Source organism: Psychrobacter sp. JCM 18901 (genome assembly GCF_000586435.1).
Classification (GTDB): Bacteria; Pseudomonadota; Gammaproteobacteria; order Pseudomonadales; family Moraxellaceae; genus Psychrobacter.
This window is the reverse complement of the sequence record NZ_BAWH01000010.1, coordinates 19,800-32,941: the sequence shown is the minus strand read 5'-3', so window position 1 is coordinate 32,941 and position 13,142 is coordinate 19,800. Positions and strand designations below refer to the sequence as shown.

General features: G+C 45.7%; 7 protein-coding genes and 4 pseudogenes. 6 read left to right on the top strand and 5 right to left on the bottom strand.

Annotation, left to right across the window (positions count from 1 at the left end):
- Position 1 precedes the first annotated feature (1 nt).
- On the top strand, positions 2 to 688 hold the full coding sequence (locus tag TT11_RS08775) for an aldehyde dehydrogenase family protein (RefSeq protein WP_261870073.1): 687 nt from the start codon (positions 2 to 4) through the stop codon (positions 686 to 688).
- A 79-nt stretch (positions 689 to 767) separates the two neighbouring features.
- Here TT11_RS08775 and TT11_RS08770 read toward each other — a convergent pair.
- From TT11_RS08770 to TT11_RS08760, 3 genes and pseudogenes are all read right to left on the bottom strand, one after another.
- A pseudogene (locus TT11_RS08770) lies at positions 768 to 2,183 on the bottom strand (APC family permease).
- Positions 2,184 to 2,532: 349 nt separating this feature from the next.
- Positions 2,533 to 3,795, bottom strand: coding sequence for a 4-aminobutyrate--2-oxoglutarate transaminase (gene gabT, locus TT11_RS08765; protein ID WP_261870071.1), 1,263 nt, complete (start codon positions 3,793 to 3,795; stop codon positions 2,533 to 2,535).
- A 201-nt stretch (positions 3,796 to 3,996) separates the two neighbouring features.
- A pseudogene (locus TT11_RS08760) lies at positions 3,997 to 5,480 on the bottom strand (NAD-dependent succinate-semialdehyde dehydrogenase).
- A 202-nt stretch (positions 5,481 to 5,682) separates the two neighbouring features.
- On the opposite strand from TT11_RS08760, the gene TT11_RS08755 reads away from it, so the two are divergent.
- Positions 5,683 to 6,453, top strand: coding sequence for an IclR family transcriptional regulator (locus TT11_RS08755; protein ID WP_261870070.1), 771 nt, complete (start codon positions 5,683 to 5,685; stop codon positions 6,451 to 6,453).
- Between the two features lie 53 nt (positions 6,454 to 6,506).
- Here the strand turns inward: TT11_RS08755 and TT11_RS08750 are convergent, their stop codons facing one another.
- Both TT11_RS08750 and TT11_RS08745 read right to left on the bottom strand, forming a co-directional pair.
- The gene (locus TT11_RS08750) at positions 6,507 to 7,712 is read right to left on the bottom strand and encodes a CaiB/BaiF CoA-transferase family protein (protein WP_261870158.1); all 1,206 of its coding nucleotides are present in this window, start codon (positions 7,710 to 7,712) and stop codon (positions 6,507 to 6,509) included.
- A 206-nt stretch (positions 7,713 to 7,918) separates the two neighbouring features.
- Positions 7,919 to 9,104 (bottom strand): annotated as a pseudogene (locus tag TT11_RS08745) (acyl-CoA dehydrogenase).
- A 176-nt stretch (positions 9,105 to 9,280) separates the two neighbouring features.
- On the opposite strand from TT11_RS08745, the gene TT11_RS08740 reads away from it, so the two are divergent.
- From TT11_RS08740 to TT11_RS08725, 4 genes and pseudogenes are all read left to right on the top strand, one after another.
- The gene (locus TT11_RS08740) at positions 9,281 to 10,108 is read left to right on the top strand and encodes an IclR family transcriptional regulator (RefSeq protein ID WP_261870069.1); all 828 of its coding nucleotides are present in this window, start codon (positions 9,281 to 9,283) and stop codon (positions 10,106 to 10,108) included.
- A 163-nt stretch (positions 10,109 to 10,271) separates the two neighbouring features.
- A pseudogene (locus TT11_RS08735) lies at positions 10,272 to 12,083 on the top strand (FMN-binding glutamate synthase family protein).
- A 105-nt stretch (positions 12,084 to 12,188) separates the two neighbouring features.
- Positions 12,189 to 12,839 carry a phosphodiester glycosidase family protein gene (locus TT11_RS08730; protein ID WP_261870068.1) on the top strand — a complete coding sequence of 217 codons (651 nt, stop codon included), beginning with the start codon at positions 12,189 to 12,191 and terminating at the stop codon, positions 12,837 to 12,839.
- Positions 12,836 to 13,000: a phosphodiester glycosidase family protein gene (locus tag TT11_RS08725; protein WP_261870067.1), complete on the top strand. Its 165-nt coding sequence runs from the start codon at positions 12,836 to 12,838 to the stop codon at positions 12,998 to 13,000. The genes TT11_RS08730 and TT11_RS08725 overlap by 4 nt, the downstream gene beginning before the upstream one ends.
- Positions 13,001 to 13,142 lie beyond the last annotated feature (142 nt).

The window sequence follows — 13,142 nt, the reverse complement described above, 5'->3', positions numbered from 1 at the left end:
ATTGGGCGGTTCAGATGCCTTTATCGTCGCAGCCGATGCCGATATCGAACAAGCAATACAAGGCGCTATCTCTGGTCGTTTTGGTAATACTGGACAAGCCTGTAACGCAGCCAAGCGTTTGATCGTCATTGAATCAGTCTATGACAAATTCGTCGAAGGTTTTACCAATGCGGTCAGTAACATGACTTTGGCCGACCCGCTTAAGGAAGATACGTTTATTGGCCCAATGTCATCAAAAGCCGCTGCGGTCAACTTGCAAGCGCAGCTAGATAGTGCCATTCAAGCAGGAGCAACCGTGCTCGTAGAGGGCGGTATGGTAAAAGACAAGCCGGGTGCTTGGTTTGCGCCTGCTGTTCTGACAGATGTGACTGAATCAATGGATGTGTACCGTGAAGAATTGTTTGGTCCTGTCGCAGTCGTCTATAAAGCAAATGATATCGACCATGCTATCAAGATTGCCAACGATGTGCCTTTCGGTTTGGGTGCGTCTATCCAAACGCAAGATGCGGCACTGGCTGCTGAAATCGCTGACAAATTGGAAGTGGGCATGGTCACGATCAACGCGCCGTCTGGTACCGAAGCCAATACCCCATTTGGCGGCGTTAAACGTTCAGGATTTGGTCGCGAGCTTGGTACGCTTGGTATCACTGAGTTCTTAAACTATAAGCTGATTCGTGATAAGTCTTAATAGATTAAAACCTTAGTTAAATAAAAAAAAGCCTAACGTTTGACGTTAGGCTTTTTTATGAAAGGTAATTAAAGTAAGTCTACTTTTTATATGGATTTTCTTTTAACCACTGCTGGTTAGCCGTTTTTAGCTCGCGCAGTTCATGATCCATAATGTCTTTACTCTTACCAGGATTCTTCATCGTAGCATAACCGTACAATACCCCACCAAGTACGATCCAGCCAAGGAAAATCCACCACTCAATAGCGACAAGTGCTGATGGCATACCTGGTAGATATAGTGCCAACATACCAAGACTGAGGATAATAGTGATAATACCAACCAATTTACCTGCTGGTACTCTAAACGGACGTACCATATCAGGCTCACGGTAATGCAGCACTAAGAATGAAAGAGCCACACAAGTATAAGCAATAACGATACCGAACCCGCCAGCATCTACAATCCATACCAGCATTTTACGACCAAATAATGGCGCAAGTGTCGCGAGACCACCGATCAATAAAATCGCATTGACGGGCGTATTATATTTCGGATGCAGCTTGCACAAAAACTGTGGCAACATGTGCGTTTTGCCCATAGCATATAGCAGACGACTACCACCGATAAGAAACGCATTCCAGCTCGATAAAATACCCAGCACACCGCCAATAACTAGCAAGGTACCTGCCCATTTACCATTCCAAGCATTGGTCATCGCATCAGCAGTAGCCAATGTTGAGTCTTGTGCTTGTAATAGCGGTAAAGTCTTGCCCACACTCCAGGCGACTGCTACATACCACAGTACAGCGATAATAATAGAGACGATCAAAAACTTACCGATGTTCGGACGAGATAGATTGATTTCTTCTGCCGCTTGGGGAATGACATCGAAGCCAACGAACAAGAACGGTACCATTACCATCACCGTCATGATGCCACCCATACCGCCAATAAAGTTAGGCGCTTGTACGGTATTAGAAGTTTCAGGACTGAACAGTAACGCCCCTACGAACAGTAATATACCAACTAGAAAGATACCGACGACTGCTGTTTTTTTGAAACCACGCGCTGACTTCCATACCGCGTATGTTCAGCCAAGTAACAATCACTGAGCCAAGCATCCCGACGCTACCCAAGTGGCGTAAACATCCCAGCCAGCAACATTCCAAAGATACCCTTGGCTATAATTAGGAATAATGTATTCGACGACGGTGGGCAGTGCTACTGCTTCAAAAGCAACGACGGAAAAATAACCAAATAAAATACTCCATGAGCAAATAAATGAGACATTGACCCCTAGTGCTCGGTGGGTATAGGTATGCTCACCGCCAGTAATTGGCATAGAAGCCGCAAGTTCAGCATACGTCACACCAATCAATACGACTACCAGACCACCTATCAAAAAGGCGCTAATTGCGCCCCATATACCTGCCGAGATGATCCAACTACCTGCCAGTACAACCCAGCCCCAACCGACCATTGCACCGAATGCCAGTGCAATGATATCGAACACCCCTAGCGACTTTTTAATTCAGACATAACCTACTCCTTGTCTGTGTTTCATCCATGTGAGCCTGTTACAGTTACACTATTTTTGTTTCATGGGATCATACCCATCATGTTTGTTGTGTCTGTCGCGTCGCCGCAAAGTTTAACTTTGCTATCGGTATAGTATTCAAACAGCAAATACAAAAACGGCGTCTTGACTTGCAAGGCGCCGTTAAAAAACTCACTCAAAGCGAGTGTTATAAGGCAACCTTGCCGTTATCTTTCATACAATCTTTTAACCAATATTGGTACTTGAACTAGCTGTACTTGGTTAAAAGCGCTCCATCGCTAAAGTAAATAACACTCAGTATTGCTTATGCCGTTAGAATACCTTTGATAATATCAAGGCCTTCTTGTAGCACTTCATCTTCAACCGTCAATGGCACCATCACACGAATGGCATTGCCATACATACCACAAGACGCTAGTAGCAAACCTTGCTCAAATGATTTTGCTTTTAGATTGGCTGCGGCGGCTGCATCAGGTTTGCCTTCGCTATCAATCAATTCAAACGCTAACATCGCGCCCTTATGACGGATATGACCGATACTGCTTAGGTTCAAGCCTTTTAAGAACGCGGCAATGGTATCGCCAATCTCGATACTACGCTCAAGTAAGTTCTCTTCTTCGATCACTTCCATAACAGCAAGCGCCGCCACACAAGCAAGTGGGTTACCAGAATAAGTACCGCCCAAGCCGCCTACTTGCGGCGCATCCATGATGTCAGCACGACCGATGACCGCAGAGATAGGATAACCACCTGCCAAACTCTTGGCAGCAGTCATTAGATCAGGCTCAACACCTAGCTGCTCACCTGCAAACAAGGTACCGGTTCTCGCAAAACCACACTGTACTTCGTCAAAAATAAGCACGATGCCATGCTCATCACAAATCTCACGCAATGCTTTAGCAAATGACGGCGTTACCTGATGGAAACCACCCTCGCCTTGGACTGGCTCGATAATCATTGCAGCCACTTCACTAGGATCGATATCTGCTTGGAAAATCATGTCAAGGCTATGTAGCGCTTGCGCTTCTGTTACGTTCAACTCTTCTGCAGGGAACAACGCATGGAATACAGGTCCTGGCATAGGGCCAAAATTCTTTTTGTATGGTAGTACTTTGCCTGTCAGGCTCATACACATCATGGTACGACCATGCCAGCCACCAACAAAAGAAATTACGCCTGGACGACGGGTTTTAGCACGAGCAATCTTGATGCAGTTTTCAACGGCTTCTGCGCCAGTGGTCAAAAAGAATGCTTTGGTATCGCCGCTGATTGGCGCTTTTTCGCACAGCTTTTCAGCCAAGTCCACATAGCATTCGTAGTTAATCATTTGCGCCGCAGTGTGCGTAAATTTGTCTAGCTGCTCATGCACACGTTGGGTAATTTTTGGATGGCTATGACCCGTGTTCAATACTGAGATGCCACCGACAAAGTCGATATAGCGCTTGCCTTCGATGTCCCAGATTTCTGAGTTCTTTGCTTTTTCTGCAAAGATAGGAAAGGCAACCCCAAGTCCTGTTGGTAAAACAGCTTTGCGGCGCTCAAGTAATGATTGATTGGTAGTCGTCATGGGAATGTCCTTTTCTTTGTTCGTAACATAAGTGCCATCTAGTGAATGGCGGTTTATTTGATGTTTGTCTTTGTACTTAGTAGATATCAAATGGTGCTTGGTTGACCCAAAACACCATAGATATCTAAAAACTTGCGCTAGTTAATGCTTTGCTAATTGTTACTTTGCTAACCATTAGGCCAACTCATTAGGTTATAACTATTAGGTAATGTCAGAGCACCAGTATTTGGTCGTGATATAGTCTTCGATACCATATTTTGAGCCTTCACGGCCAAAGCCAGATTGCTTCACACCACCAAATGGGGCAACTTCTGTAGAAATCAAACCAGTGTTGTGACCGATGATGCCGTACTCAAGACCTTCGGTAACGCGCCATGAGCGGGCATAGTCGCTACTATAGAAGTAAGCGGCCAAGCCATAGATAGTATCGTTAGCAGCACGGATAACTTCTGCTTCGTCTTTAAAGGTAAAGATGGTTGCAATTGGTCCAAAGATTTCTTCAGAAGCGATGTCCATATCACTACTAATATCTGTGATAACCGTTGGGTTATAAGTCAGTTCTGAAGCGTCATTGACACTACCACCAGTGACCAGTTTTGCGCCTTTATCTAGCGCGTCTTTTAGCAAGGCTTGAACTTTATCTAACGCTTTTTTTTGTTGATAAGAGGACCGATATCTACGCCTTCTTCTAAGCCGTTACCTACTTTTAATTCAGCGACTTTTTTGACAAAGACATCTAAGAATTTATCTTTAATGCTGTCTTGAACGTATACGCGGTTGGCACAGACACAGGTCTGACCAGCATTACGATATTTAGAAGCGATTAAACCAGCAGCGGCTTTCTCTAGATCGGCATCATCAAAGACGATAAACGGCGCATTGCCACCCAACTCTAACGATAGCTTCTTAATAGTTGGCGCGCATTGTGCCATCAGCGTACGGCCTACTTCTGTAGAGCCTGTAAATGATAGTTTATGGATGCGTGCATCACCCGTTAGGATGTCGCCGATGACAGAAGACTTACCGGTTACGACCTGAATGACGCCAGCTGGAATACCCGCTTGCTCTGCCAATACACCTAGTGCCAATGCAGAGTAAGGTGTCTCGGTAGCAGGTTTGACGATAATCGTACAGCCTGCTGCTAGTGCAGGAGCAACTTTGCGCGTGATCATCGCAGCTGGGAAATTCCAAGGCGTGATAGCGGCGCAAACACCAACTGGCTGCTTAAGAACGACATGACGTAGCTGTGTGCTGTTGGCAGGAATCACATCACCATAGACGCGTTTGCCTTCTTCGGCGAACCAACGGATAAAGCTGTTGGCATAACCCACTTCACCACATGACTCAGTCAGCGGCTTGCCTTGCTCAGCGGTCATGATAATAGCCAAATCTTCTTTATTGGCATCGATTAGATCAGCCCATTTTTGCAATAACTCTGCACGTTCTTTGGCTGTTTTTGCTGCCCAATCTGCTTGGACGTCATGAGCATAAGCAACGGCTTCGTTGACATCTTCTGTGGTCAGGCTGGGTACAGTACCAATGAGCTCGCCATCAAAAGGGTTGTTGACATCAAGTACAGCTTCATCACTAGCAGCATGCCAGCCGTCTTTGATAAAGCAAGATTGTTTGAGTAAATCTGGATTTGATAACTGCAGCGCGTGTGACATGTTGACGCTCCTTGTCATATAGGATGTATTTATAAGAATGGATACAATGGTAAGTCGTAAATAATTATTGATAACTCGTTATTTGTTCAATATACTGAACAAGTATTCTATATACGAGACGTCATTATAAGAACGATATGACGCGATTTGCAACCCTTAATCTCATTATTTTAAAAATTATCTTGTACTTCTTTCTTTTATTTCACTTTATAGGTTATTTATGAGCTCGACTGCCGTGCCTGCGCTAGACAAAACATTTCAGATTTTGGACTTGATTACCGATAGCTCACAGCCTCTGACCGCGGCTCATATCGCAAAAGAGCTTGAGCTACCGCGTAGCTCCACTCACAACATTTTGCAAAGTCTATTGTCCAAACATGTCATTTACAAAGACCCTGAAAGCCGTTTTTATTTGGGTTCATACTTGATGTATTGGGCAGGAAAATACGAACAGCAGCAAGGCGTGGTGCAGTTGTTTAAAGATTTGATTGTGCAGTATCCGGTACTTCTTCAGCACACGGTTACCTTGTCAAAGCTTGATTTGGGCGAAGTGGTATTTTTGGCTTGTCATGAGTCCCCTGCGCCGCTTGGCTTTACTTTTCGAGCAGGCGTTCGCGTACCTGCCGTATTTTCTGCGACAGGCAAAGCCATGCTATCCACGTTGTCGATGGACAGCATCAAATCATTGTATAAAGATACGTTTCCAATGCCGATGACCCAGCATGGGGTCAAGAATTTTACCGATTTGGCAACTGAGCTTGCGGTGATACAAGAAAGCCGAGTGTCTCTCGATGATGGACAATTGCGCGATGGAATGTACTGCTTGGGCACTTATATTCGTAATGCGTCAGGCAATGCGGTTGCTGGTATGGCGGTGAGTTTTTTGCAAGGAGAGTATGAGTCTAAACGGGCTGAGGTCAGTGCGGTATTGATTGAATTGGCGGAGCAAATTGAGCAGCATTTAGGCTTTAATCCTAACGCTGAAAGGTAGCGTTAGGACTAAATACCAGTGCAGGTCTAAAAAATATAATCCAAAAAATTCTGTTAGACAATCCCATCGGCTTTTAGCTTTGCGATCATCTCGCTGTCATAGCCCAGTTTAGCAAGTGTGCTATCAGTATGCTCGCTTAACTGCGGTGGCGGCGTGCGATAGCTGACTGGTGATGCGGATAACTTGATAGGGTTACCAAGTGCGCGTACTGGACTGCCTTGCTCGGTGAAATTAACAATCATATTCCTTGCTTGCGCTTGCGGCATGGCCAGGGCTTCAGCTACGTTATGAATCGCGCCGCATGGAATACCTGCTTGATCTAAAACCTCTAGCCAATAAGTACGTGGCTGCTTGGCAAATTGCTTAGTCAGGTCACTACACAGCAGTTCGCGATTGGCAACGCGTTGTGGATTGGTCGCAAAGCGCTCATCGGTATGCCAATCGACTGCGAGCATGGTGCAAAGTTTGGCAAACTGACTGTCATTACCGCAAGCTAAAATAAAGTGCTGCTCGCCCTCGCCAGCAAACACTTGATACGGCACAATATTAGGATGCTGATTGCCCAACCTTGGCGGTATCTTATCGGATGCCAAATGATTCATGCCGACATTGGCCAGCATGGCGAGCGCGCTATCGAGCAATGCCACATCGACATGTTGACCAACACCCGTATTTTGACGCGACAGCAGTGCCGCTTGAATACCAATCGTCAGCTGCAAACCTGCAAATAAATCGACCACTGCCACGCCAACTTTGTGCGGCTCGCCATCGCTTGGACCGTGATACTCATCAGCTGACAATCCTTGGATAATATAATCATAACCAGGACGCGCCGCATCAGGACCTGTCTGACCAAACCCTGTCAATGATGCATAGATCAGACGCGGATTGGACTGTTTTAGGCTGTCATAATCCAAGCCATATTTTTTCAGACCACCGACTTTGAAGTTCTCAACCAAAATATCACTGTCAGCGATTAGCTGCTTAATAATGGTTTGCCCTGTCGGCGTAGTGATATCAACTGTCAGCGATTTTTTATTGCGGTTAATGGTAGCGTAATAAGCGGAGGTGTCATCGCTGAATGTTGGCGGTGCCCAATGACGCGTTTCATCACCGATATGCGGACGCTCAACCTTAATGACTTCGGCACCAAGATCAGCCAGTACTTGTGTACAAGAAGGGCCAGCCAGCACTCTCGATAAATCGAGCACCTTGATGCCATGCAATGCGCCCTTTGGCATATTAGCCATATCAATCATATCTGTCATGAGATTCCCTTACTCTATGGCGTATTTTTTTGACTTTTTAATCATAAAATTGTTCTTCAGGATGTAATTACAAAGTAGTTAAATCATGAAGAACAACTGAAAAACGTACGCTACTGCTTATATATGCTTCGTAAAAAGCCAAACAATAACGTACGTCAGGGCATGTTCCAAATCTGAACATTTAACTTGAATTCAGTCTAAAAGAACGCTTGAATGCCTGTCTGTGCACGGCCTAGGATAAGCGCATGAATATCATGTGTACCCTCGTAAGTATTGACGGCTTCCAAGTTCATCACGTGACGGATAATATGGAACTCATCAGAGATACCGTTACCGCCATGCATGTCACGAGCGATGCGAGCGATATCAAGCGCCTTGCCGCAGTTATTACGCTTAATAAGTGAGATCATTTCAGGTGCTGCATTGTCTTCATCCATCAAACGACCCACGCGTAGCGCCGCTTGTAGACCTAAGGTGATTTCTGTCTGCATATTGGCAAGCTTTAGCTGTACCAACTGCGTTGCCGCTAGCGGACGACCAAACTGCTTACGATCGAGCGTGTACTGACGCGCCGCTTTCCAGCAAAACTCAGCTGCGCCCATAGAGCCCCATGCGATACCATAACGGGCTTTGTTCAAGCAGCCAAAGGGCCCTTTTAGACCACGGATATCTGGGAAAGCATTGGCTTCAGGAACGAACACTTTGTCCATGACAATCTCACCAGTGACTGATGCACGTAATGAGAACTTGCCCTCGATTTTCGGCGCAGATAAGCCTTTCATGCCTTTGTCTAAAACAAAACCACGAATCTCGCCAGCATCGTCTTTTGCCCACACGACAAACACGTCAGCGATAGGACTGTTGGTAATCCACATTTTATTACCCGTCAGCTCATAACCGCCATCCACAGCGCGCGCACGAGTAGACATCGACGAAGGATCAGACCCCGAATCTGGCTCAGTCAGACCGAAGCAGCCAACATACTCACCTGTGGCAAGCTTTGGCAAATACTTTTCTCTTTGCTCTTCTGTGCCATACGCCCAAATAGGATGCATAACCAAGCTTGATTGTACGCTCATCGCTGAACGGTAGCCCGAATCAACGGCTTCCACTTCCTTGGCAATCAGACCGTACGCAACACTCGATAAGCCAGCACAACCATAGCCTTCAATCGTGACACCAAGCAGACCCATTTCACCCATTTTACGCATGATATTACGATCAAAATTCTCGTTGCGATTGGCCTCGATAATGCCAGGCATCAGCTCTTTTTGAAAAAACTGACGCGCGCTGTCGGTGACCATGCGCTCTTCTTCAGTGAGCTGGTCACGTAGTAAAAAAAGGATCTTCCCAATCAAAGCGTGGGCTAGTAGATGTTGCCATGTGGATCTCCTTGGTATCAGTCATCCTGACTGACGAATAGTGATTGATACATCATTTGGTCTAACAAGTCATTGACTTCATTATTCCGCTGTGCGAAACTTAGTTTCATAATTTAAAACCATTTAACCAAACTTTCGCTGCCCTGTAAACCTTTATCAAAAAAAGATGAGTATAAAATGACGAAACCCTTATCAACAGCTACTCCGCTACTCGAACGCATGCATGCAACAATGAGTCAAAACAAGGAAGAGAATGACCGACAGTTTGTGACGGCATTGGGACGGGGACTGATCATACTGGCGGCTTTTGAGCATAATGAGCGGCTCACCCATCAACAGCTATGTCAAATGACCGAACTACCAAAAGCAACCATTACTCGCCTTATCCATACTTTGACTACGCTTGGGTTTTTACGTGTCACTGAGCACGGACAGTATCAATTGGGCAGTAGTGCGGTACGTCTCAGTGCGACTGCATGGAGTCGCCACGATATGGTGGCAGCGGCTGAGCCACTATTACGTCAGTTCGCCAGTGAGAATGAAGTATCAGTGAATTTGGCGACCGAAGTCGAAGGAGAAATGCGCTATCACGCTTGCTGCCGTAGTCCTGCTCGTCTATCGGTCAACTTACAGGTTGGCTCCGCCGTACCCGTCGCACGCACTGCTATTGGAAGGGCTTTTTATGCGGTAAGTACGCAAGCGAGACAGGCAGTTATCATTAATAATCTCCAAGAGAATTTACCTGTTGAAGAATATAACCATGCGCAAACTGCCCTAGCTAGCGCAGCAGAGCATTATGAAAAATACGGCTATACCGTGTCTGATGGGGAATTTTCTACTGATATACTGGCAGTCGCGGTCGGGGTCTATGATGTTGCAACAGGACAATACGCGTATTCGCTGAATGCCAGTGTGCCAAGTGCTAATTGGGAAGCGGATGAGTATGCTGCGATGATCGTGCCAAAATTACAGGCGTTAGCGGAGCGGATTGGTGGTGGTACATAGAGCATATTAAAACGAATAAAATCAAGGTTTAGGCTGGATAAACGAAAACACCATCTATAACCCTGTTACCCATTGATACCGACGTAATGACGTCATGCGTGTATGATGTACGCGACAAATGTAAGCATCTTATCTATATCAATCATTACTATTGAGCCTCGCTATGCCTGAATCTCGTACCAATCTAAACCCTGAACCCAAAACCAGTTCGCCGTACTTTATCGGATTATTACTTCGCTATAGCACGTTTGGCGCGGCGATTTTAATTCTGTTAGCGGGCTTATTATTGGTAAGTTGGTGGCTGATTGTGATCGGTGGTTTGGCTGTGGCACTTGGTATCTATGATTTGATTCAGTCTAAGCACGCCATATTGAGCAACTACCCTATCGCTGGACATATCCGCTATGTATTGGAGGACTTTCGCCCTGAGATTCGCCAGTACTTGCTTGAGGACGATAAAGAACAAGTGCCGTTTTCACGCCAGCAGCGTGCGCTAGTCTATCAACGTGCTAAGAACGTCAGTGACACCAATGCCTTTGGTACGCTAGATAATTTATATACTCATGGTAAAGAATGGTTTTTGCAATCCACCATCAGTGCACCACTAGAGAACAAAGACTTTCGTATTATGGTAGGCGGTGAGCGTTGTCAGCAGCCACACGATATGTCGGTATTCAATATCTCTGCGATGAGCTTTGGCAGTCTGTCAGCGAACGCTATCATGGCACTCAATCAAGGCGCAAAACTCGGCGGATTTACTCATGACACGGGCGAAGGCGCGATCAGCTTATCATCGTAAGTTCGGTGGTGATTTGATTTGGGAATTGGGTACAGGCTACTTTGGTTGCGTGATAATGATGGTAACTTTGATCCACAGTCTTTCGCTGAAAAGGCCGTCGATCCTCAAGTTAAAATGATTGAAATCAAGCTTTCACAAGGCGCTAAGCCTGGTAAAGGTGGCGTCCTTCCCTCTAGCAAAATCACGCAAGAGATTGCAGACACACGTCAAGTGCCTACGGGTCAAGACTGTATCTCGCCCTCTTCGCATACCGCATTTAGCACCCCGCGTGAGTTAGTCGCCTTTTGGCAGCAGCTGCGTGAGTTATCTGGTGGCAAGCCAGTTGGCTTCAAGCTATGTATTGGTCAGCCATGGCAGTTTATGGCGATTGTCAAAGCGATGATAGAGACGGATAACTATCCTGATTTTATCGTTATTGATGGTGCAGAAGGCGGCACAGGTGCAGCGCCTGTCGAGTTTATGGACAATGTCGGCATGCCAATGGTTGAAGGGTTTTTGCTCGTACATAATACCTTAGTCGGTGCAGGTATTCGTGACAAAATTAAGCTTGGCGTCAGTGGCAAGATCGTATCAGGCTTTGATATTGCGCGCATGATTGCGCTAGGTGCCGATTGGTGTAACTCAGCACGTGGCTTTATGTTTGCGGTTGGCTGCATTCAGTCGCGCTCTTGTCATACCAACACTTGCCCAACGGGTGTAGCTACCCAAGATCCATATCGTCAAAAGGCGCTCGACGTCCCTAGTAAAGCTGAGCGTGTTGCAAGTTTCCATAAAAACACGCTAAAATCGCTTGCCAGTATCGTAGGTGCGGTTGGTTTACAGCATCCTAGCCAATTACAGCCGTATCATATTGCACGCCGCTTAGACGATGGGCAGATTAAGCTGTTATCCAAATTCTTCTACTTTACTGATAAAGGCGCATTGCTCGATCATAGTGCCCGTGCCGATGTATTTAACCAGATGTGGGTCATGGCAAAACCTGAGAGCTTCTTAGCCAATAATGACGCACTCATTGCTTATAACAAAGACTCGCGTGATAAGGGCAAGGAAACTGGCGCGCCAACAGAACACAGCGCTGGGTATAATTCTGAGCACTTGACCAATCTCACCGATGGTGGACGATTAATTGGTAATGTGAACAATACAATCCGTGACTTTCCGCCTACTAATGACTGAATCAGTGCCTAAATCGTTGTATTTAAAAAGTAGTGATGAAGGAGTAATTAAGCGGTAGATAGTAACCAAACTCAAATAATTTACACATTAAAAGACGCGTGATTGATGCCAAGTTCTATTTTTAACTTATTCTTATCAACGATAGTGCTTGCGCTCGGTCTGAGCGCTTGCCAGCAGACAAATACCAATGCGACTAGTAGCGATACCGATAGCTGGTCATGTCAGACTAAAGACACGCCCTTTGCTTATAGTGTTTGCCGTGTCGATGCTACCGCGTTAGCGAGCGAGCGTTATTCATTACAACTGTTTTGGCAATCCTCTGATAACAATGAGCCTCTGCTGACCTTTGATGCGTTATTGGCCACATTACCGAATCATGAGACCCTCAAATTTGCGATGAATGCAGGCATGTATAATGAAAACTATGCGCCGATTGGCTATACCGTCATCGAAGGCAAAGAACTCAAATCGCTAAATACAAAAGAAGGTGGCGGTAATTTTCATCTATTACCTAATGGGGTTATGTGGTGGGACCAAGCTGGCAACGTGCAAATCACCGAAAGTAATGCGTTAAATGAGCAGCTAAACAATGGTGATGTGCAGCCTTGGTATGCGACGCAATCGGGCCCTATGCTGGTCATCAATGACGAGATACACCCACAGTTCAACCCCAATAGCAGCTCAATCAAACTGCGTAATGGTGCAGGCGTTTGCGTGATGGCAGTATACAGCTCGTTAATAGCGATGAGCCTGTGACTTTTTATCAGTTTGCAGAGCTATTTAAGGATGAACTGGGTTGTTCAAACGCGCTGTTTTTAGACGGTGGTATTGCCTCAGCATTGTATGCGCCTAGTATCGATAAGCAAGATAAAAAAGAGATGGGCGTGATGATTGGATTCGTTGAAAATAAAGAGTAATGTACCCTGATACTCTTTATTTTCAACTAAGATTAAAAAAGCACTTAGCATGATTATTTCATACTAAGTGCTTTTTTATAAACGTTTATTTTGAATATTATAGTCAAAGAACTCTAAAATGGGTACAAGGCAGCCGACTGCT

What these genes read in the sequence shown, in the direction of transcription:
- TT11_RS08730 (WP_261870068.1), top strand. Translation starts at nt 12,189, where the DNA reads ATGCCAAGTTCTATTTTTAACTTATTCTTATCAACGATAGTGCTTGCG.
- TT11_RS08755 (WP_261870070.1), top strand. Translation starts at nt 5,683, where the DNA reads ATGAGCTCGACTGCCGTGCCTGCGCTAGACAAAACATTTCAGATTTTG.
- TT11_RS08740 (WP_261870069.1), top strand. Translation starts at nt 9,281, where the DNA reads ATGACGAAACCCTTATCAACAGCTACTCCGCTACTCGAACGCATGCAT.
- gabT (WP_261870071.1), bottom strand. Translation starts at nt 3,795, where the DNA reads ATGACGACTACCAATCAATCATTACTTGAGCGCCGCAAAGCTGTTTTA.
- TT11_RS08750 (WP_261870158.1), bottom strand. Translation starts at nt 7,712, where the DNA reads ATGATTGATATGGCTAATATGCCAAAGGGCGCATTGCATGGCATCAAG.